At 69.6% G+C, this 21481-nt stretch carries 17 protein-coding genes and 1 pseudogene; 9 read left to right on the forward strand and 9 right to left on the reverse strand.

Annotated elements, in window-relative coordinates:
* Positions 1-47 precede the first annotated feature (47 nt).
* From hisB to hisG, 3 genes and pseudogenes are all read right to left on the reverse strand, one after another.
* A pseudogene (hisB, locus tag ACQY5G_RS06355) lies at positions 48-647 on the reverse strand (imidazoleglycerol-phosphate dehydratase HisB); the annotation flags it as partial.
* Positions 644-1687, reverse strand: a complete 1044-nt coding sequence (locus ACQY5G_RS06360; protein WP_428278075.1) for a pyridoxal phosphate-dependent aminotransferase — start codon at positions 1685-1687, stop codon at positions 644-646. The gene ACQY5G_RS06360 and the pseudogene hisB, both read right to left, overlap by 4 nt.
* Entirely contained in the window at positions 1684-2547 is an 864-nt protein-coding gene (hisG, locus tag ACQY5G_RS06365) for an ATP phosphoribosyltransferase (RefSeq protein WP_428278077.1), read from the reverse strand. Before hisG ends, ACQY5G_RS06360 begins: the two co-directional genes overlap by 4 nt.
* A 282-nt stretch (positions 2548-2829) precedes the next feature.
* Between hisG and ACQY5G_RS06370 the strand changes: the two genes are divergently transcribed.
* The gene (locus ACQY5G_RS06370) at positions 2830-3849 is read left to right on the forward strand and encodes a threonine ammonia-lyase (RefSeq protein ID WP_428278080.1); all 1020 of its coding nucleotides are present in this window, start codon (positions 2830-2832) and stop codon (positions 3847-3849) included.
* A 46-nt stretch (positions 3850-3895) separates the two neighbouring features.
* Positions 3896-4969, forward strand: a complete 1074-nt coding sequence (locus ACQY5G_RS06375) for an ABC transporter substrate-binding protein (RefSeq protein WP_428278082.1) — start codon at positions 3896-3898, stop codon at positions 4967-4969.
* Between the two features lie 27 nt (positions 4970-4996).
* On the opposite strand, the gene ACQY5G_RS06380 is transcribed toward ACQY5G_RS06375, so the two are convergent.
* Positions 4997-7285: a TonB-dependent receptor gene (locus tag ACQY5G_RS06380; protein ID WP_428278084.1), complete on the reverse strand. Its 2289-nt coding sequence runs from the start codon at positions 7283-7285 to the stop codon at positions 4997-4999.
* Positions 7286-7488: 203 nt separating this feature from the next.
* On the opposite strand from ACQY5G_RS06380, the gene ACQY5G_RS06385 reads away from it, so the two are divergent.
* Complete coding sequence (locus tag ACQY5G_RS06385) at positions 7489-9777, forward strand: transglycosylase domain-containing protein (RefSeq protein WP_428278086.1); 2289 nt, start codon at positions 7489-7491, stop codon at positions 9775-9777.
* A gap of 26 nt (positions 9778-9803) precedes the next feature.
* Here ACQY5G_RS06385 and ACQY5G_RS06390 read toward each other — a convergent pair whose 3' ends face one another.
* Both ACQY5G_RS06390 and ACQY5G_RS06395 read right to left on the reverse strand, forming a co-directional pair.
* On the reverse strand, positions 9804-10421 hold the full coding sequence (locus ACQY5G_RS06390) for a hypothetical protein (protein ID WP_428278088.1): 618 nt from the start codon (positions 10419-10421) through the stop codon (positions 9804-9806).
* A gap of 98 nt (positions 10422-10519) precedes the next feature.
* A complete protein-coding gene (locus tag ACQY5G_RS06395; protein WP_428278090.1) occupies positions 10520-11065 on the reverse strand; it encodes a DUF411 domain-containing protein in 546 nt (181 codons plus the stop codon).
* A 165-nt stretch (positions 11066-11230) separates the two neighbouring features.
* Here ACQY5G_RS06395 and ACQY5G_RS06400 point away from each other — a divergent pair, with 165 nt between their 5' ends.
* The gene (locus tag ACQY5G_RS06400; protein WP_428278654.1) at positions 11231-12319 is read left to right on the forward strand and encodes a mechanosensitive ion channel family protein; all 1089 of its coding nucleotides are present in this window, start codon (positions 11231-11233) and stop codon (positions 12317-12319) included.
* 1 nt (position 12320) lies between these two features.
* The gene (locus ACQY5G_RS06405) at positions 12321-13658 is read left to right on the forward strand and encodes an amidohydrolase family protein (protein ID WP_428278092.1); all 1338 of its coding nucleotides are present in this window, start codon (positions 12321-12323) and stop codon (positions 13656-13658) included.
* A gap of 18 nt (positions 13659-13676) precedes the next feature.
* Here ACQY5G_RS06405 and ACQY5G_RS06410 read toward each other — a convergent pair whose 3' ends face one another.
* Positions 13677-14366 (reverse strand): hypothetical protein, encoded by a 690-nt coding sequence (locus tag ACQY5G_RS06410; RefSeq protein WP_428278094.1) that lies wholly within the window; start codon positions 14364-14366, stop codon positions 13677-13679.
* 161 nt (positions 14367-14527) lie between these two features.
* Between ACQY5G_RS06410 and ACQY5G_RS06415 the strand changes: the two genes are divergently transcribed.
* From ACQY5G_RS06415 to ACQY5G_RS06425, 3 genes are all read left to right on the forward strand, one after another.
* A complete protein-coding gene (locus tag ACQY5G_RS06415; RefSeq protein ID WP_428278096.1) occupies positions 14528-15454 on the forward strand; it encodes an MBL fold metallo-hydrolase in 927 nt (308 codons plus the stop codon).
* 15 nt (positions 15455-15469) lie between these two features.
* Positions 15470-18298, forward strand: a complete 2829-nt coding sequence (locus tag ACQY5G_RS06420; RefSeq protein WP_428278098.1) for a 2-oxoglutarate dehydrogenase E1 component — start codon at positions 15470-15472, stop codon at positions 18296-18298.
* A gap of 176 nt (positions 18299-18474) precedes the next feature.
* Complete coding sequence (locus ACQY5G_RS06425) at positions 18475-18807, forward strand: hypothetical protein (RefSeq protein ID WP_428278100.1); 333 nt, start codon at positions 18475-18477, stop codon at positions 18805-18807.
* A gap of 12 nt (positions 18808-18819) precedes the next feature.
* Here the strand turns inward: ACQY5G_RS06425 and ACQY5G_RS06430 are convergent, their stop codons facing one another.
* Positions 18820-19899 (reverse strand): tetratricopeptide repeat protein, encoded by a 1080-nt coding sequence (locus ACQY5G_RS06430; RefSeq protein WP_428278102.1) that lies wholly within the window; start codon positions 19897-19899, stop codon positions 18820-18822.
* 146 nt (positions 19900-20045) lie between these two features.
* Between ACQY5G_RS06430 and ACQY5G_RS06435 the strand changes: the two genes are divergently transcribed.
* Positions 20046-21110, forward strand: coding sequence for a M48 family metalloprotease (locus ACQY5G_RS06435; RefSeq protein WP_428278104.1), 1065 nt, complete (start codon positions 20046-20048; stop codon positions 21108-21110).
* On the opposite strand, the gene ACQY5G_RS06440 is transcribed toward ACQY5G_RS06435, so the two are convergent.
* Positions 21107-21424, reverse strand: coding sequence for a hypothetical protein (locus ACQY5G_RS06440; protein WP_310781844.1), 318 nt, complete (start codon positions 21422-21424; stop codon positions 21107-21109). The two genes, ACQY5G_RS06435 and ACQY5G_RS06440, sit on opposite strands and share 4 nt — an antisense overlap.
* Positions 21425-21481: the final 57 nt, after the last annotated feature.

Here is a 21481-nt window from a genome sequence, read left to right on the forward strand (position 1 = left end):
ACCCTCGAGTCCTTCGCGGCCTGCGCCTCGGCGTCCTCACCCGAATCCAGGATCCCCTTCGTACTCGGGACTCCGGCCGCGGCGCGTCGACCGACCGCCTCGGCGAGCGCCAGCCCGAAGGCCTTGAACGCGGCCTCGGCGCGGTGGTGATCGTTCTCTCCCCGGATCACGTCGAGGTGAAGCGTGAGACGTGCCGCGGTCGCCACCGAGAGGAAGAAGTGGCTCAGATTCTCTGTCGCCACGGTTCCCAGCATCTCCCGCCGAAGTCCCAGATCCACCGCGGCGAAGGGCCGGCCGGAGAGGTCCACGACCGCTCGCGCGAGCGCCTCGTCGAGAGGCGCGTAGGCGTAGCCGAAACGTCGGATCCCTCGCCTCTCCCCCAGCGCGTCCCTCAGCGCGGCGCCGAAGACGAGTCCGCAGTCCTCCACCGTGTGGTGATCGTCGACGTCCAGATCTCCACGTGCGCGGAGGTCCAGCGTCATCCCGCCGTGGAAGGCGGCGGCTCCGATCATGTGATCGAGGAAGGGCAGACCCGTCTGCACGCGGCCGGGTCCGCGGATGTCCACGTTCACTCGTGCCTCGACGCGGGTCTCGAGCGTCTCCCGCGTTCGTTCCCCCGTTCTGGGGGCACCATCGTCGGCGCTCATCGAACTCCTCTTCCGTTGATGGTCGAAGCCGCGGCCGGGGAGTCCGCGGCGAGTACCGAAAGGAGGCGTTGGAACACCCCCTCGTCCCCGGGAAGGGTGATGCGGACCAGGTCCCGCCGGTCCGCGAAGAGGCGTACCGCGATCCCGGACCGTCGGAATCGGCGCTCCAACGCCGCCGCACGTTCCGTGGAGGCGAGGATGAAGTTCGCCTCCGAGGCGAACGGCGCCGTCCCCGCTTCGCCGAGCGCCGCGCATAGCCGGTCCCGTTCGGACCGGACTGCCGCCACGTAGTCCGCCGTGACCCGGTCTCCGAGTTCCAGCGCCCTTTCCGCGAGCCAGACCGACGGGCTCGAGAGCGGGAACGGGGACCCCGAGGCCCGCAGCTCCGCGATCGCGGTCCGCGACCCCATCACATAGCCCACGCGAAGCCCCGCGAGCCCCCACGCCTTCGAGAGCGTCCGCACGACGAGGATGTTGTCGCGCTCCAGGAGCGCCGCCGTCGGATCGCGATCGGCGAACTCCACGTACGCGAGGTCGGCGAGCAGCATCGCGCCGTTCGGCAGTCGCCCCGCGATTTCCAGCATCCGCGCCGCGGAAGCGACCCGGCCCGTGGGATTGTGGGGGGAGATCACCGTCACGAGTCCGGTCCGCTCGCCGAGCCGGTCCAGCGTCGGTTCCAGCGGGACGGGATCGTCCAGCGCGGGGATCTCGCGCACGCGTCCGCCCGCGAGCCGGGCGAAGGTCGGCATCATCTGGAACGTCGGCACCACGGTGACCATCTCCCTGCCGCCGGCGAGCCACCGCCTGCAGATGCGGTCGATCGCGTCGTCCGCGCCGCCGGTGACGAGGACGCGGTCGGCTCCGACGCCCCACCGGCGCGCCAGGCGTTGCTCCAGCCCCTTCGCGTCCGGGTATCGCGTCAGCGCCGTCGCCGGCACGCGGGCGAGGAGAGGGACCAGTTCGGGCGCCGGAAAGAGACGCTCGTTGTGGTCGAGTCTTAGCAACTCGTCGGCCCGAACCTTCACCGCCACGTGGCTCATGCGACGATCTGTCCCGGTGCGGTCACGACGAGATCCGTACCCCCGCGCGCCTTCACCAGCGGGATCAACGTCGGCAGGGCGTCCCGGGGCACCGCAACGCGGATCGCGTATCCCCCATCCCCGTGCAGACGCGAAACCGTCGGCCTGCGCATGCACGGAAGGACCGCCACGAGATCGTCCAGCCCTCCGGCATCCACGTTGAGCTCGAGCATCACCCGCCGCCGGGCCTCGATCACGGATTCGAGCACCAGAACGAGGTCTTCGATTCGCTCCCGGTGCCGCGCGTCGTCGAGGGCGCGCGGGTTCGCGTAGAAGCGCGTCGAGGAACGCATGACTTCGTCCACGATCTCGAGACCGTTGGCCTCCAGCGTGGCGCCGGTCGCGGTGTTGTCGACGATCACATCTGCGTCTTCGGGCGGGAACACCTCGGTGGCGCCGTAGGATCGAACGAACGTGGCGTCGAGGCCGCGCGCCTCGATCCAGCGCGACGTGAGCCGCCGGTATTCGGAGGCGACGGTGAGGGGGACACCCGGCACCAGCCCCCGCTCTGCCACGGAGACGGGCGCCGCCGCCACGACGCGCACCGGGTCGAGCCCGGTATCGAGCAGTTCAACGAGTGACCCGTCGAGTTCCGCGACCCAGTCCGCTCCCGCGAACCCCACGTCGCGGGATCCGGCGTGGAGCATCTCCACGACGTTCTGCGGCTTGAGCAGCTTGGCGCCGAATCCGGCCAGGGAGATGGACGGGCGATAGCGGCGCTCCCCGAGGTCCACGCGCACGCCGGCGGCGGTCAACAGGTCGAGTACGCCGGTCTGCATGCGTCCCTTGGGAAGGGCGAGTCTTGTCGTTTCGTGGGTCATTGTCGTCGGCTCTTGGCCGACACCGGCGGGGAGGGAGCGAAAAAAAAGCCGACCCCCTCGGGGCCGGCGTCGATCGTTCGCAACCTTGGTTCAGGATAAAGCTAGACGATCACCGGCCTCCGCTCTGGCGGTGGTAGTAATAATGGCCGAAAAACGCATGGGTGTTCGTCATGGCGGCGGAGGATCGCACTCTGCCGTGTGCCTGTCAAGTGCGTACACTAGTGCCTTCGCCCCGGCTCACGCCGGATGCTTCGCGCCGGCTCGCGCCGGATCCCGACCACGTTGACTGCGGACGGTACGATGGCCGATCCGATGGCGGGCGAGTCGCAGGGGCCGACGCCCGAACAGAGTCGAGAGACCCGGGCGCGCGTGGCGCGGTGGATCGAACGCACGCCGGTGCGGCGGTGGGTGCCCGACCCCGGAATCGCTCCGCTCCCCGCAGGATCGGACATCTTTCTCAAACTGGAACTCTTCCAGCGCACGGGTTCCTACAAGGTCCGGGGCGCTCTGAACAACGTCCTCTGCGCGGACGCGGAGACGCTGCAGCGAGGGGTTACAGCCGTGAGCGCCGGGAACCATGCGATTTCCGTGGCGTACGCGGCTCGAGCCGCCGGCACGACCGCCAGGGTCGTGATGCTGTCCTCCGCGAACCCGGCCCGCGTCGCGCGCTGCCGGAACTTCGGGGCGGAGATCGAGTTCGCGGACGACGGGGCGAGCGGATTTGCCCGCATGGAAGAGATCGCCCGGCAGGAGGGCCGGCTCGGGATCCATCCGTTCGAGGGGGAGGCGACCGTCTTCGGCACTTCGACCGTGGGTCTCGAGGTCGCGGAACAACTTCCCGACCTCGACGCGATCGTCGTTCCCATCGGGGGCGGAGGCCTCATCTCCGGCACGGCGAGCATCGTGAAACGGCTTGCGCCCGCGTGCAGGGTCTACGGGGTGGAACCCGTCGGCGCCGACTCCATGCGACGCAGCCTCGACGCCGGAGAACCCGTGGCGCTCGATCGCATCGACACGATCGCGGACAGCCTCGGCGCCCCCCACGCGGCGCCGTACAGCTTCGGACTCGTGCAGCGCTACGTGGACGACGTCGTGCTCGTCGATGACGACGCGATCCGCGCCGCCCTCAAGGCGTTGTTCCTCGACGCGAAGCTCGTCGCCGAACCCGCCTCCGCCGCTCCGCTCGCCGCCGCGTGCGGTCCACTCCGGGAGAGGCTGGAAGGCCGTCGCGTCGGCCTCATCCTCTCCGGATCGAACATCGACCTGGACACCTTCGCCGTGCATTTTCGGGCGGCCGGGTGACGGCACCCCGACGCCGGCTCGCTCGAAGAACGCAAGGAGAAACAAAATGAAAGCTCTGGCGCTCGCCGCGCTCCTTTCCGGCGTCCCGCTCCTCCCCGTCGCCGGGCAGGCGATCACCGTCGTGTCATGGGGCGGCTCCTACGCCCGTGCCGTCGACGAGGCCGCCAACCTTCCCTTCACGGAGGCGACCGGCATCCCCGTCCGCCTGGAAGCCTACAACGGCGGCCTCGCCCAGATCCGGGCCCAGGTGGACATCGGCAGCGTCTATTGGGATGTGGTCGACCTGGAGATCGCCGATGCCGTGCGCGGCTGCGACGAGGGGCTCCTCGAGCCGATCGACGTCGACGACCTGCCTCCCGGACCCGACGGCACTCCCGCGGCCGACGACTTCGTGGCCGAGAGCCAGACCGAGTGCGGCGTGAGCAATCTGTACTGGTCGACCGTGTACGCGTACAACGACGAGAACTTCCCGGGTGATAAGCCCGCCACCATGGCCGACTTCTTCGACCTCGAGAAGTTCCCGGGCCGCCGCGGGATGCGGCGGGTGCCGCAGGTGAACCTGGAGTTCGCCCTGATCGCCGATGGCGTGCCGCTCGACGAAGTGTACGCCACGCTGAGGACCCCGGAGGGCCTGGACCGCGCCTTCGCCAAGCTCGAAACGATCAAGGACGAGGTGGTCTGGTGGGAGGCGGGCGCTCAGCCGCCGCAGATGTTGGCCGACCGCGAAGTGGTCATGAGCACGGCGTACAACGGCCGCATCTTCAACGCCCAGATCCTGGAGAACCAACCGTTCACGATCGTGTGGGACGGCCAGTTGCTGGACGTGGGCCAGATCGGGATCGTCGCGGGTACCCGGAGGCTGGAAGAGGCCCTGAGATACGTGGCATTCAAGACCAGCGCCGAGACTCTGGCGCGGATCTCCCGCCGCATCTCCTATTCCCCGTCGCGCCGGTCGGCCATGCCAATGGTGACGACGCATGTGGTCGCAGGGATCGACATGGCGCCCCACATGCCGGCCGGCGAGGGCAACGTGGATCGTGCGCTTCGTTACGACTGGGCGTTCTGGGTCGACTACCAGGACGAACTGAACGAGCGCTTCAGCGCCTGGCTCACGCGCTAGCGTCGCCAGGGCCCGGTACATGCCGCGTCAGAACACCACCCGATAGCTGACGTTCAGACTCCGCCCGGCCTCCGGCATGATCTCCTTCACCCGGGAGAGGTGGTTGCGGTATTCGGTATTCGCGGCGTTGGCGAGGCTCACGGTCAGGACGTTCAGACGTCCGCCGAACGTAAACCGCACGCCCGCCGTGGCGTTGAAGACGGTGTACCCGCTCGTCGGCTCCTCGAACTGGCCCACCCGGTCCTGCCGGTCCGCCATCTCGGCCTCCGCCCGCACATACCACGACGGCCTTTCGTACTTCAGGGCCACATGGCCCTTCAGCGGAGGAACGAGAGGCAGAGGCTGATCGGTCCCGGTGAGCCTGCCCCTCACCGATGAGGCCACTCCCTCGAGCACCAACCCCCGACCGGCGTCGACGTCCACGCTGCCCTCGAAGCCGCTGAACACGGCGTCATTGCCCCGGAACTGATAGATGGGGAGGCGCACGCGGCTCAGACGGCCCGTGTCCTCCCCGTAGATGTAGTTCCTGATGTCGTTGTGGAAGCCGGTCACCTCGGCTCTGAGCCGGTCGGACTCGAAGCGGAGGAAGACGTCGAGCCCCCGCCCGACCTCGCCCTCCAGAGACGGGTTGCCGACCTCGAAGACGTACGCCGCCAGGTGCGGCCCTTCCGAATAGAGTTCGGTGATGTCGGGTGCGCGAAACGCCCGGACCGCGCTCGCACCGAGCACGAGCCCCGAGGCGGACCTGTAGAGGACACCCAGCGACCCCGAAAGGGAGTGGAATTCGCGGTCGCGAATCTCGCCGATGTCCGAAACCCGGTCTTCCGCCGGATCGGCCAGGGTCCAGTCGTACCGCAGCCCCGACTCGATCTTGACGGAGCCCAGGCTGACCTCCTCGAGCAGGTACAGGGCCGCCCTGAGTCGACGCGTGTCAGGCGTGTGCAGGGACCCCCCGTAGGCGAAGTCCACCCGGGACGCACGGCCGCCCATCGCACCCGCCGTAAACGGGCCCAACCTCCCATGCCGCCCGAGGAAGTCCGCGCTCGCGCCCTCCTGGTCGAAGAGGGTGCCCAGAATGTCCGGTGCTTCGAGCTCGCGGTGCGTATACCAGTTGTACGTGGCCTCGAAGCGGAGGTTGTGGAAGGGCCCGACCGGCTCATCGACCACGGTCCGGAACTTCGATGCGGCCCGCTCCATTTCGATGCGCACCCCCTCCGCATGCCCGCCCACGAAACCGCCCGGGATGCCGTAGTAGTTACGGTAGCCGCGGACGGACGCCCCCAGGCGACCCCAATCGGCCACGTAGGCCGTCCCCGCACCGCCGCTAAACAGCTCCCCGTCGGTGTTGAGCAGCGTGCCGGCCGGGGTCTTCAAATCTCCCGCTGTCCGCGCGGCCACCTCCACGCGCAGCGGCACGCGCTCCGCGACGGCGAAAGCGGCCGTCGCGCTGCCCGCCAGCGAGCCGGTCGCCGTTTCCGTCTGGAACGTCGCTGCGCCCGTCCAGCGGTGCGGCACGGCAGTCGGAATCTCGTCGCGGATGACGTTGATGACCCCGCCCAGCGCGTTGCCCCCGTAGAGCAGCGCACCCGGACCCCGCACGACCTCGATCCGCCGTGCCGACGATGGATCGAGTGCGGTGGTGTGGTCCGAGCCCGAGTTGGAGGCATCCCCGACCGGAGTCCCGTCCTCGAGCATCTGTACGCGGTCCCCGCTCAGTCCCCGGATCACGGGCTGCGCCACCGTTGGACCCATCCTCGTGGCGGCCAGCCCCGGCATCGACGCCAGCGTCCCCGCCACGGTCGCCGTCATCTGGCGCTGCAGGTCATCGCCCGTCATGACGCTGACGGGCCGGAGCGCCTCGGACGCGGCGCGCTCGCTGATCGTCGCCGTCACCACCAGGTCCGCCATCGCAATGGGAGATGGCGCCAGCAGGATCACGACCTCCGCCGCCTCGGCCACGGCTCGGCGCGCGCGCACGCCGCCGACGGTGATGACCACGGTGGTGCCCCGGTACCCCAGGCGATCGGCTCGAAGGGTGTACACGCCCGCGGCGAGTCCGGTCAGGTGGAAGGTCCCGTCCCCACGGGTCACCGCCCGGGTGCCCCTCTCCAGCACCGATACCTGCGCCCCGGCCAGCGGTTCGCCGGTGCCCGCGTCGCGCACGTTGCCCTCGAACACATACGCCTGTCCCGGCTCCTGCGCGGCGAGGTCGCCGATATCGGCAAGGGCGGGCCACGCGAGGCCGACCGCCGCAAGCGCCGGCGCCAGCAGGCGGAGGCACCCGACGGGACGCTCGACGGGGTATGCTGAAGGCAAGTTTCCTCCCACTCCCGCGTGTCCGGGCGGGGCAAGGGCCGAAGGCCGAACCGAGGGCATCGGACCTTAGGCGTTCGCGACGGTTCCGGGCAACCTGCTGCCAACCTGGTGCCGCGGTGGAAACCCTTTGGTCCTCCCGAGGCGTCAAAGACGGTGTGAGACACGGAGGAAGGGCTCGGCGGCGGCGCCCGCCGAGAGGGAAGATGCGCAGGGGTCGGCGGCTCATGGTCCTCGCCGCGGCGATTCTCGCCGCCGGACTCGGCTATCTGGTCTTCGAAGCCCGGGTCGCACGCGAGTTCGACGCGCTCGACTCTTCCTCCCCGGCGCGCGTCCTCGCGCGACCGTGGACCCTCCGCGCCGGCGATCGGGTGGATCCGCGACGCATCATCGACCACCTGGAGAAGGTCGGCTACCGATCGGTTTCCGGCAGAACGCCGCAAACCGGAGAGTTCAGTACGCGCGGCCGCGACCTTCTCGTGGGCCGCCGCGCGCTTCGTCTCGGCGGCCTCGTCGACCCCGGCGTTCGAGCGCGCGTGCGCTTCCAGCGCAACGGGCGCATCTCCGCGATCCGGGATGTCGAGGGGAACAATCTCGAACAACTTCTGCTCGATCCCGAGGTGATCGGAGCGTCCCTCGGCCAGCGCAGCCGGGACCGGGTGCCCGTGCGGCTCGACGAGGTTCCGGAACACCTGGTCGACGCGTTGTTGACGGTGGAGGATCGCCGCTTCCACGAGCACGGCGCGCTGGACCTTCGCCGCATCGCCGGCGCCGCGCTCTCGAACCTCCGGCAGCGGCGGATCGCGGAGGGAGGAAGCACGATCACGCAGCAACTCGCCCGCACGCTCTTCCTGTCCACGGATCGCACCGTGCTCCGGAAGGTGCGCGAGGCGGCGATCGCGGTGGCGCTGGAGAGACGCTTCTCCAAGCACCGCCTGCTCGAGGCCTATGTGAACCACATCTATCTCGGGCAGCACGGGGGGACCGCCATCCACGGCTTCGGGCGCGCCGCGCAGTTCTACTTCGGCCGCGACATCTCCGAGTTGACGTTGGGCCAGTCGGCGATGCTGGTCGGGATCGTCAGGGGACCGAGCGTGTATTCGCCCCACCGCCATCCGGAGCGTGCCCGGGCGCGGCGCGACATGGTGCTGCGGCAGATGCACGCCGTCGGGCACCTGGACGACGCCCGGCGCGACGCTGAACTCGAAGCCGATCCGGAGATTCGACTTCCTCCGGAGCGGAACTTCGATGCGCGCTGGTATCTGGATTTCCTGCGGCGGGAGCTGGCTGCGGGCGATGCTTCGCTGAACCCGGAAGGTGGTGGCCCGGCGGTGATTTCCTCCCTCGTTCCCGAGCTTCAACGTGCGGCCGAGACCGCCGTGTCAAGCGGGATCCGCAGCATGGAGCGTCGGCGTCCCCGTCTGACGGAACAGGCCGCGCCGCTTCAGGGGGCGCTCGTGGCCCTGGACCCGCGGACCGGCGACATACTGGCGATGGTCGGCGGTCGCTCCTACGGCGAGTCGCAGTTCAATCGAGCCGCGGACGCCCGACGTCAACCCGGAAGCGCCTTCAAGCCCGTGGTGGCGCTGGCCGCGCTGACACCGGGGGCGGATCCTTCCTTCACCCTGGCTTCCGTGCTGAAGGACGAACCCCTCGCGCTCGATACGCCGGCCGGCGTGTGGAAGCCGGCGAACGCCGACCGCGCGTTCCTCGGACCCATCAGGCTGCGCGAGGCGCTGGAGGGGTCGCGCAACGTGCCGTTTGCGCGCCTGGGGCTGGCGGTCGGTCCCGAGAGAATCATCGAGATCGCGCGCCGCCTGGGGATCGAGGGGCCCCTCGCGCCGTATCCGAGTCTGGCGCTCGGCGCCTCCGAGGTCACGCTGCTCGAGTTGACGGCCGCCTACGCGGTGCTGGCGGCGGAGGGTCGGCGCACCCCGCCGCGTTCGGCGATCGCCGTGTTCGGCCGGGACGGTGCCATACGACAGACGGCCGCGGGCCGTAGCGACGCGGTCATCAGCCCGGCGGAGGCGTACCTGATCACGTCCGCGCTGCGCGGCGTGGTCGACCGCGGGACCGGACGCGGTGTCCGCGAGGCGGGATACCACGGTCCCGTGGCGGCGAAGTCCGGGACGACAAACGGCTCCCGCGACGCCTGGTTCGTGGGCTACACGCCGGAACTGGCCGTGGGAGTGTGGGTGGGGTTCGACGACGGGATGCCGACCGGTCTTTCCGGCTCCAGGGCCGCGCTCCCGATCTTCGCTGATTTCATGATCCGCGTTCTCGGCTCCCGCGGAGGCCGCGGATTCCGTGCGCCGGCGGGAGTGGAGTGGATAGACATCCAGCCGGAGACCGGTCTGCGCGCGGGCTGGGGCTGCCGCGGGGAGCCCGAACTCTTCCTCTCCGGCACCGCGCCCGAAGCTTCCTGCGGCTACTGGAGGGTCCCGCGCCGCCGCACGACCATGTCACCCGCGACCATGTCACCCGCGACCCGCTGAAGCCCCCCCGAATTCGAGTCGCTGTTCTACTCTCGGTGCGCGCGGTGCGTGTCGTGCGTGCGGTGTGCGTGATCGCGCCGCCCCTGATGGAACACGACGTGAAGCAGGGAACCCGCGACGAACGCCTGGTAGAGTTCGATGGCCGCGTGCCCATCCGGAAGGATCTCCGTTCCCGCCGCGAAACCGATCGCCGTCGCCGCCAGAATCGCCCCCACGCCGGCGGCTGCGGCGACGACGCCGTGCCGAGGCTCGAGCAGCCACCAGATCAGCAGCCCGATGGCGACCCGGTGCAGGATGACGGCGAAGGCGAACGGGGCGCTCGCGGTGGCAGGCATCAGGGCGCCGCCCTCCAGGAGGGCGTGCAGCGCCATCGACGCAACACCGAGCAGGATCGCGAGATCGTCCGTGTGGCGTGCGAGTCGGTGGGAGATCCTCTCGATGAGGTAGAGGATGCCCGCACCCGCGATGACGGCGAGCAGAGGCGCGATCTGCCGCTCCGACCAGACATGCGGCAGGATCTGCCAGGCGACCAGCAACGGCAGCGCCACGAAGACGATCGTGTCGATCAGCTTCATGGTCCGGGGCCGGTTGTGCAGCCAGATGTAGAGGAGGACTCCGGCCACCGGCGCGACGAGCGCAGCCATGAACGCGGTCACTTCACCTGGACCGTTACGTGCCGCAGGTTGAACTCGTTGTTAGCGATCTCCCGTGTCCCGCCTTGCCGCTCGGCGGGTCACGGAAGTCAGCGGCTCTCGTAGACCGACGTGTTGCCTGCGGCGTCGAACCGGAGCACGTCGTACGGATCGACGCGGTCGCCGAACTCCATGCCGGGGGAACCTATCGGCATCCCGGGCACCGCGAGCCCGCTCGCGGAGGGCTTCTCGGCGAGGAACCGGGCGATGACGTCCGCGGGAATGTGGCCCTCGAACACGTAGCCGCCCACAAACGCCGTGTGGCATGTCTGCATCTGCAGCGGTACGCCCGCGTCGACCTTCACGCGGACCAACTCCGTATCCGCCACGTCGAGCACTTCGAGTTCGAACCCGGCCTCCCGCATGTGGTCCACCCAGAGGGCGCAGCACCCGCAGGTGGGAGACTTGTAGACCTTGATCGTCGGGGTCTCGGCGATGGTCGCGGCGAGCGTCGCATCGACCATGGCGTTTGCGGGAGTCGAGGCCGCCGTCCGTCCGTCTTCCGCCGACGCCTCCGGCGCGCACCCGCCGGCGAGCAGCGCCACGCCGATCGAGGCCACTCCGATGCCCATCCTTCCGAACTTTCCGTTCAACATCATCGCTCCCGGTTCGATTCCTGCCGCTCGATCCCCCAAGTTATCCGCGAGGAGGGCGCCACGGTACCATTACGATACCATCCCGTGCGGGATCATGCGGCGATCATCGGCGGGGATGCGGGCGCTGCGCAGGTGGCGGGCGAACCCTGAGAGAGGCGAGGCGTGATGGAGAGACTGTCACAACTTTGGAGCGAAGCGGTTGCCTTCATGGCTCCGCGCTGGCTGCCCAGCCTCATCGTGATCGCGGTCGCCGGACTCGTCTACCTCGTGGCGCTGATGGTCCTGGGCCGCGCGCAGAGGCACTGGGTCACGCGAACCGAGACGCAGCTCGACGATCTGGCCGTGCGGCTGCTCCGCCAGGTTCTGCTGCTCTCGAGCGGAGCCCTGGCCGTCTGGCGCCTGCTGGAGATCTGGTCCCTGCCCACTGCGGCCCAGTGGGTCTACGCCATCTGGATCGGCCTCCTCTTCTTCCCGCTGAGCCGCTTCATCGGGGATCTCCTGACCGCCGTCGAGGCCGAGGTCGTCTCCCGCACCTCGACGCCGCTCGACAAGACGGCGCTCCCGATGATCAACAAGGCGATCCGCTTCGCGGTCGTCGCGCTCGGCGTCGTCCTCGCGCTGGCGGAGATGGGCATCAACATCGCCCCCCTCCTCGCCGGCGCCGGCGTCATGGGCCTCGCCCTTTCGCTCGCCGCCAAGGACACGCTCTCCAACGTGATCGCGGGCGTGCTCCTCATCGTCGACCGCCCCTTTCAGGTCGGGGACCGGATCGAACTCTGGACCGCACCCAACGAGACGGGGTCCTGGGGCGACGTGATCGAGATCGGGCTCCGGGCCACGAAGATCCGGAATCCCGACAATCTCGTCGTCGTCGTCCCGAACAGTCAGCTCATGCAGCGCGACATCGTCAACTACACGATGTCCGGCCAGGACATCCGGCTCCGAATCCCGTTCTCGGTCGCCTACGAATCGGACATCGAGCGGGCCAAGTCGCTGCTGGCGGACATCGCCCTGAGCGTCGAGGGGGTGAAGGACGATCCCGCGCCGGTCGTCATTGCCCGGAGCTTCGGTCCGTCGGAGGTCAACCTCGAACTGCGCGTCTGGATTCTTGAGGCGAGGGCGAGACGCCGCATCGCCGACGACATCAGCGAGCGAGCGCTCCCCGCCTTCGAGGAAGCCGGCGTGGAGATCCCCTATCCGAAGCGGGAACTCTACATCCGGTCCGCGGATGGGTCGCAGGCCGGCGGGGTCTGAGTTGCGACGCACAGGCACCCCGGTCCGCCGGACACTCCTCGCGGTCTCGGCGATACTGTCGGGGGCGGGTCTCCCCGACGGACTGGCCGGCCAGGACCCGTTCATCACGCAGCAGTCGGAGCTGTTCACCAATGTGACGGTGATCGACGGCCGCGGAGGGCCGCCCCGGCCTTCTTCCTCGGTCCTCGTGTCGGGCGGCCGAATCCGGGATATCGGCGCCCGGGGCTCCGTGGCCGCCCCGGATGGCACCATCGTCGTGGACCTCTCGGGCGCCTACCTCGTCCCCGGGTTCATCGACGCGCACACCTCGCCGCAGACGACCCGGGACTTGCGGGCGCTCCTGGCCGCCGGGATTACGGGGGTGCGCGATGGCGCCACATCGCTGGCCGCCTTCGAGGAGCGGGGCCGCGGGAGCTTCGGCGAGGATCCCGTTCCCACCGTCTACGTCGGTGGTCCCGTCCTCGAGGCCGGGAGCGCGTCGCACGGCGTGGTGCTGGCATCGGAAGCCGCCGCCGTCGCCGAGGTGGCGCGGCAGGCCTCGGATGGGGCCGGCTTCGTCTCCGTCGCCTCGAGTGTGCCGCCGTCGTGGCTGGTCGGGATCGCGCGCGCCGCGCGCCGGGGGGAGGTGCCCCTGTGGGCCGACCGCCGCGATGGCGGCTGGCTGCTGGCCCTCCGCGCCGGGTCCGCCGTCGCGAGTCCCCTCGTCTCCGGCGACTCCGAGTTGCTTCCTGAGAGCGAACGCGGATCCTTCGAGGCTCTCGCGGATGCCGGGCAGGTCCCGGCCCGGATCGCCTGGCTGGAGCGGGTGGAACCGGACGGACCCGACGTCGACCGTGCCGTTACCGCGCTCCTTTCAAACGACTCGGCCCTCCTGCCACTGCTGGCCAGCGCGTCCGCCCCGCTCGACTGTCCGGCGGAAGCCACCCCCTGCACGCCGCTGTCCGACGACGAATGGACCGCGCTTCAGGCGGCATGGCCCAAGGCCGAAGCGCTGGTCCAGACCTTCCACGGCCACGGAGTCCGCCTGCTCGTGGGATCCGATGCTCCGCGGACGACGCCCCTGGGAGAGGGTTTCCACCGTGAGTTGCAGCTGCTCGTGGAGGCGGGCATCCCCGCCCTCGATGTTCTCGGCATGGCCACGAGGAACGGCGCCATAGAGCTCGGCCAACTGCACGAGCGGGGGACGATCGAGATCGGGAAGCGCGCGGACTTCCTCGTCCTGGAGGCGAACCCCCTCGCCGACATTCGGAATGCGCGCCGCATCTCGCTCGTCGTGATCGACGGGCGGGCGTGGGCCCTCGGTCCCGATGACGCCTGGAGGCGCGTCCGCTTCAACTGACGGGACGCGCGCCCGGCTTCATCTTTCGCGATAGCAGTACGCGTCGCGTCGTCGGGTGAGATCCTCGATGACCGCGGCCTTGAAGGCGTCGGGGTCACGCCCTCGGGCGAGTCGGTCCCGGTACGTCGGAATGTCCACGACTTCGGCTCCCAGCCACGCGCTCCGGAAGGGTCGCGGGAAGCGTTCGCCGGGCGCCTGGATGTGATGAAGCCCGCCGCTGTAGGCGATGAACAGCCGGCCACCCGGCATCGCGTTGAGGATGTCCGCGATCCCCCCGCGTATCGTCATGGGATTCCCCTGAAGGTCCAGCCCGGTGCGACGCATCATCCGCCCCTCCGGCAGGATGATGAGCACGGCCTCCGGATCCCGGACCTGCCGGAGCACCTCCTCCCACGTGTCATCCTTCTCGCGCGTCACCGGCACCACGTGTTTGGCGAGGAGCAGGAAGAGCCGCCCCAGTATCGGTCGAGCCGCGGTCTTGTCCGCGAGCGGCACGACCCCGTGCGTCGCGAGTTGCCAGAGCACGCGGCTCGGCACCGCGGCGAGGAAGACCGGTTCAAAGAGACTCGTGTGGTTGAGCAGGGCGAGCACGCGCAGGTCCGCCCAGGGATCGTCGTCTTCGCGGAGCCACTCCAGCCGCACCCGGCAGAGCGCCTTCGCCGCGACCTTGATCGAGAAGAGAAGAAGAAAGACGATATAGCTGCGCATTTTGCGCAGTGTGCCTCAGGCATTGCGGGGAGGTCAAGGGTTCCGGCGCTTCGGCCGGGGGGAGGCCAAGGTTGGCATTGGCCCGGGCCCTGCCCCATCTTCGGGCGCCCGGCGGTACCCGCCCGGCGCCACACGTCGTCCGTAGTCAAGGAGTAAATTCCATGAAAACTCGATCGCTGTTCCTTGCAGCCTTCTTCACTGGTCTCTTTTCCACCCCCGTCCTCGCGCAGCGTGACTTCTCGGCCGTCCAGATCGAGGCGACGCACGTCGCCGGCAGCGTCTGGATGCTGGTGGGGAGCGGCGGCAACATCGGGGTGTCCTCGGGCCCCGACGGTGTGGTGATGGTCGACGACCAGTTCGCGCCGCTGGCGGACAAGATCCGTGACGCGCTGCGCGAGGTGGGACAGTCGGAGGAGGCGGCGCAACCGCAGTTCATCCTCAACACCCATTTCCACGGCGACCACACGGGTGGCAACGCCGAGTTCGGCGACGCCTCCACGATCGTCGCGCACACGAACGTGCGCTCGAGGCTCCAGGCGGGCGGATCACCCGACGTGGCCCTGCCCGTCGTCACCTTCGATGACGCCCTCTCCATCCACTTCAACGGCGAGGAGATCCGGGCCTTCCACATCCCGCACGGACACACGGACGGGGACGCGCTCATCCACTTCACCGGCTCGAACGTCCTCCACATGGGCGACGATTTCTTCGCCGGCCGCTTCCCCTTCGTCGACATCGACAACGGCGGAGACGTGGAGGGGCTCTCGAAAGGGATCTCGGAGGTGTTGGCCAACGTGCCCGCCGACATCCGCATCATCCCCGGGCACGGTCCGCTTTCGTCCGTGGACGACCTGAGGACCTACCACCGCATGATCAACGAGACGATCGAGATGGTCCGCGGGAAGATCGAAGCCGGGATGAGCAGCGAGCAGGTTCAGGGCGAAGGCGTCTCCGAGGAGTGGGCGGACTGGGGCGCCGGGTTCATCTCGGCGGAACGCTGGCTCGACACCGTGCACCGCAGCCTTTCCGGGGCGGCGGGCGCCCAGAACGTCGAACACGGCCACGGCCACGGCCATGGCCACCACTAGGCGAGCGACGACCGGGTGAGCGACGACGGAAACCGCGCCGGCGACGGGAGCCGCGCCCCCGCCGACCACGGCTGGGTCGCGGACGGCTACAACGCGGGGTATGCCGAGGGGCTGGTCGAACGGGCGCTGCGCGACCGGGGTGTGATCCCGCCCCCGCTGGCGGGCTGGGACCCATCGGCGGAGGCGGTCGTGGAAGCGCCACCGAGGACCGTCCTTCCTCCTCCTCCCCCCGCGCCTCCCCCGCCCGTACCCACGCCCGCCGAAGCGGAGGTCGTGGCGACGGAGGACCTGCGGCTCGCCGCCATCGCCGGGGCCCTCGTCGAGGCCTACCGCGCGTACGGGCACCTCGGGGCGCGCATCGACCCGCTCGGCTCGGAGCCCCCGAGGCACCCGCTGCTGGAACCGGAGTATCACGGCATCCGCCGCGACGAACTCGCGCGCGTGCCCGCCTCCGCCGTCTGGCTCAAGCACCTCGGCGACAACGCCGCCGAGGTCGTGGACCGCCTCGAGGAGATCTACTGCGGCCCGATCGGCTACGAACTCGACCAGGTGGAGAACCCGACCCAGCGCGACTGGCTCGTGGACTACATCGAGTCGCACCGCCACCGGCTCCTGATGAGCCGCGAGCGGGCGAAGGCGTGCCTCGAGTGGCTGACCCGCGTGGAGGGACTCGAGACGTTCCTGCACCGCACCTACCTCGGGAAGAAGCGCTTCTCCGTAGAGGGACTCGACATGCTCGTGCCGATGATGCGCGGGATCATCGGGAGCGCGGGGCGGCGCGGGGCGCGACAGGTGTTCGTGGGGATGGCGCACCGCGGGCGTCTGAACGTGCTGGCCCACGTCATGGGACTGTCCTACGAGTCGATCGTGGCCGAATTCGAGGAGCAGGCCGCGCGCGGCATCATGACCGCGCTCCCGGAGCACGGCTCCGGCGACGTCAAGTACCATGTCGGAGGCCGGTCGCAGGTCGCGGAGGACGAGGTCGAACTGGACGTGCGGCTCGCCCCCAACCCGAGCCACCTCGAGCATGTGAACCCCGTCGTCCTCGGCATGGCCCGGGCCGCGCGCTTCACCGGCGAGGCCTCCGACTCCTCGGCGATCCTCCCCATCATCATCCACGGCGACGCCTCCTTCGCGGGGCAGGGCGTCGTGGCGGAAACGCTGAACCTGTGCCGGCTGCATGCCTACGAGACGGGCGGCGCGCTTCACATCATCACGAACAACCAGCTCGGCTTCACGACCCTTCCGGGCGACAGCCGCTCCACGCGGTATGCGAGCGACCTGGCGCTCGGCTTCCGGCTCCCCGTCGTGCATGTGAACGCCGACGACCCGGAGGCGTGCATGGCCGCGGTGCGCCTCGCCATCGACTACCGATTCGAGTTCGGGGAGGATCTGGTCATCGACCTCGTGGGCTACCGGCGCTACGGGCACAACGAGGGGGATGAACCCTCGTACACCCAGCCCATGATGTACGAGCGGATCGCCTCGCACCCGCGGGTCCGCGCGCAGTTCGCGGAGGTCGTCGTCGAACGGGGGCTCATCTCCCGCGACGAGGCTGACGACATGGTCGCGGATGTGGAGGAGGAACTCGATGCGGCGAGGGGGGCGATCGCCGCGCACAAGGCAGCGGACGAACGGACGGGGGCGGCGCCGGACCCGAAGCGTCTGCTGGATCCGGCGGAACCGTCGCGTCCGACCGGCATCCCGGAGGCGCGGCTGCGGGAACTCAACGAGGCGATCCACCGGTGGCCCGAGGACTTCAAGCCGTTCCACAAGCTCGGGCGGCAGCTGGAACGCCGTCGCACGGCGCTGGACGAGGGGATCGACTGGGGCCACGCGGAAGGGTTGGCGCTCGCGGGCCTGCTCACGGAGGGCGTGCCGGTGCGCCTCACCGGCGAGGACACCGAGCGCGGCACGTTCAGCCACCGCCATCTCGTGCTGCACGACGCCGAGGACGGGCGTCCGTACACCCCCATGGCCCACCTCGAGGAGGGACAGGCGGCGTTCCGGATCGCGAACAGCCCCCTGTCCGAGATCGCTACGCTGGGCTTCGAGTACGGTTTCTCCACGATCGCCGCCAACGCGCTCGTCATGTGGGAGGCGCAGTTCGGCGACTTCGCCAACGTCGGGCAGGCGATCATCGACCAGTTCATCGCGTCGGGCCGCACGAAGTGGGGCCTGGAGTCGCGGCTCGTCCTGCTCCTTCCGCACGGCTACGAGGGACAGGGCCCGGAACACTCGAGCGCCCGGCTGGAGCGTTTCCTGCAACTCGCGGCCGAAGGCAACATCCGCATCGTGAACTGCACGACGCCCGCGCAGTACTTCCACGCGCTGCGCTGGCAGGCGCTGCGCGCGACCTGCCGTCCCCTGATCGTGATGACGCCGAAGAGCCTGCTGCGCCACCCGCGCGCCCGCTCGACGATCGGCGACCTCACCGGCGGCGTCTTCCGCCCCGTGCTCCCGGACCCCGATTTCCGGGCCGATCCATCGAACGTGAGCCGGGTCATCGTGTGCAGCGGGAAGGTCTACTTCGACCTGCTCGCGGAAGCTCCGCCCGCGCACGACATCCCGATCCTCCGCGTGGAACAGCCCTACCCGTTCCCGGCGGAGGAACTGGCGGCGGCCCTGGCGCCGTATCCCCGCGAGGCGGAGATCTGCTGGGTTCAGGAGGAGCCGGAGAACATGGGCGCCTGGACGTTTATGCGTCCGCACCTGCGCGAACTGATCGGCCGCGAGCCCGTCTACATCGGCCGCCCCGAGCGGGCGAGTCCGGCGGAGGGCTACTTCGGCAGGCACGTCCGCCGCCAACGCCGCCTCCTCCGCGCCGCCCTCCGCCTGGACTGACGACGCTTCAGGGTTTGGGCGCCCATAACCGAGCACCGCACCCTCGGCGGCCCCGGCTTGAAGCGCCTGCCGTTTGATACCACCTTGATGGGGATGCGGAGGTTTGTGCGCGTAGGGTCCCGGCCGGTGTGCCGGGTGCCGCGTGGAACCTCCAACGGGAGCCAGCAGAGATGGGGTTGGACGTGATCATCGGACTCGTCACGATATTCCTCGGCATCGTCGGCTTGGGCGTGGGGTTGGTCAAGCTTGCCGGGAAGCTCACGGACAATAGCAACGGCCTGCGCGACGAGCTTCGGAGCGACATCAAGGATCTACGCCTTGAGCTTAAAGGCGAGATCGTTGGCGTGCGGGGCGAGATCGGCGCCGTGCGCGTTGAACTCGGTGGCCGCATCGACGCGGTCGCGGCTGAACTGACCAAGACACGCATCGCCGTGGCCAGGCTCGAGGGACATGTGCTGGGAGTCCCGCGGCCGGACACCGCCACGGAAGCAGCCACGGACGCCGCCTGACCAGGGCCGGGGTCAACGCCCGCACACCGCTCGTTCAGGGTCGGGGTCGCCGGTCCCGCGCGTGAGGTCGGCGCTCAATTCCTCGGCCAGCGACACGTCGTCGTGCGTCATGTACTCCCAGAGGGCCTGCCTGCGCCGGTCCGCCTCCTCGTGTCCCTGCTCGGCGGCGAGGTGCAGCCAGGCGTAGGCATAATCATCGCGTGACATGTACTCGGTCGCGAGGGAGAACTGCGCGTCCGCGTAGCCGCGCTCGGCGGCCGCGCGCATCCACCGCACGGCCTCGGCCGTATTGCCGTGCCGGGCGTAGAGGAAGCTCAGGTTGTACTGCGCGACGGGATCGCCCTGCTCCGCCGCCTCCCGGAACCAGTGCATCGCCTCCACGTCGTCCGGGATCACGCCCAGCCCCAGCGCATAGGCCTGGCCGAGGTGGTTCTGCGCCCCGGCGTGTCCCTGTTCGGCGGCGGCCCGAAACCAGCGGATGGCCGCATCGCTGTCCTGCGCCACGCCGTTTCCGTTGAGGCGCCGCAGGCCGAGCGCGTTCCGAGCCCCCGCGTGTCCCGCCCGCGCCGCCGTCTCGAGCCACGCGACGGCCGCCGAGTCGTTCCTCGCGACGCCGCGGCCCTCGCCGTACAGGAGGGCCAGGTGGTACTGGCCATCCGGGTAACCCGACGTCGCCGCGGCATCGACCCATCTCACCGCGACCGCCGTGTTCTGCGGGACGCCGTACCCGTGCAGGTGCATGAGACCCAGCGTGTTCTGCATGCCGGGATCGCCGGCCTCCGCGGCGACGGTGATCGCCGCCAGCGCCTCCCCGCTACCCCGCCCGGCGGCCGCACATAACCAGCGCGCCGCTGCGGGCGCGTCCCTCTCGACTCCCTCGCCTCCGAGGTACAGCAGGCCAAGACTCGCCTGGGCCCCGGCGTGGTCTTGTTCCGCCGCATTGACCAGCCACGACAGCGCCTCGGCGTCCCCCGCACCCGCCCTCTGCCGGAGGGTTTCGTGGAAGGGCGCCGGCGACCGGTCGCACGCGGCGGCGATCAGCGCCAGCAGGAGCGGCGTCGCGACGCGGGTGCGCAACCGGCCTTCACTCACTCTCCACTCCCCAGCCTCCTCGACGAATCCACGCGCTCCGTCGCTTTCGACCCCGATAAGCACACGCTAAGGTACTAGGAAGCCGTCTCCGGGAGACCGGTGTCGGCGCAAAAGGGGCTGTGCGAGGGGCGGTGTTGAGGGTGTCCATGAGAGATTCGTTGATCCCGGGATTCATCTTCCTGGCGGCCATCGCCGCCTGCGCCAAGCCCTCCACCGTAGCCTCGGATCCGTCGCCGGCCGACATCCCCTCAGTGGCGGGCGAGCGGGCCTTGCAGACGGAGGCGGCCGTCCGCACCCGCGAGGCGCGCCTCCAGCGGCTGGACGACGTCTCGCTTCCGCTTCTCCGGCAGGGACCGGCCCTTTGCGGCCACGAGGTGAGCCACTTCGGATTTCGATACCTGGCGCTGGAGGAGGTCGAGGACGAGGCGGAACGCGAAGCGTATCGCGAACTGTTCGGCGTCGGGGAGCGGCCCACGATCATCGGCGTGACGAGCGGCGGCGCGGCCCAGCGGGCCGGCCTCGCCCCCGGCGACGTGATCGTCGGGCTGGGCGGCGTTGACGTGCCGTCCGGCGCACAGGGATCCGTCGAGATCGCGTTTCAACTCGTTCGGCGGCGGGCGGGCGAGCCGCTGCCCGTGGTCGTGCGCCGGGGCCGGGAGAACGTGACGCTGGAGATCGCCGCGCAGCGCGGCTGCGACTTCCCCATCCACCTGTCACCGAGCGATGAGATCAACGCCTCCGCCGATGGCCGCTGGATCGAGGTGAACGCGGGCCTGCTGCGGTTCCTGGAATCGGACGAGGAGTTGCAGCTCGTCATCGCCCACGAGATGGCGCACAACACCATCGGCCACTCCGCGCAGGACCGCGAGTACGAGCGGTTGCGGGGCATGCGCGGCGCCGTTCGCGATGCCGCCGCGGCGGCGGCGGGCGGCGTCGCCCCGCCCGGGGAGTTCAGCCAAACCCAGGAGCGCGAGGCCGACTACGTGGGCATGTACTACCTTGCCAGGGCGGGCATCGACACACGCGGCGTGGCACGCTTCTGGCGGCGCATGGCGGCGGAAGATGCCGCCGGGATCCGGGATCGCGGGGACGCCACGCACCCCGCCTATCCCGAGCGCTTCCTATTCCTGGAGGAGGTCCACCTCGAGATCGCGCGGAAGCTGGAAGCGGGTGAACCGCTGATCCCCGACCGCGTATTCAGGCGCTTCTAGCGGATTCGGGTCTGGATCGTCCGCTTCATGTCCGAGAGTTCGGAGACCACCTTCTGGTGGAGGACGCCGAGCGCCTGGCTGTTGCCGTCTTCCTCGGAATCCGAAAGCTCCTCGAGGCGCGTCTTCGCCCCGTCGTACTTGCGCTCCAGCCGGTCGATCATGGCCATGATCTGAACCTTTCGGCCGGCGCGGGCCTCGCGGAGCTTCACCCTCAGCTCCTCGGCCCCCTCACGGTACTTCTCGACCGTCGCGGTCGTCCGCTGCAGCAACTGCTCGTAGTTGTCGGAAAGCTCCATCCAAACCGCCTCGGTCAAGAACTTCGCGGCACGAGGCCACGCCACATCGGCATGGTCCGCGCCGTCACGTCGTGC

It is taken from the genome of Candidatus Palauibacter sp. (genome assembly GCF_965261555.1).
Lineage (GTDB): Bacteria > Gemmatimonadota > Gemmatimonadetes > Palauibacterales > Palauibacteraceae > Palauibacter.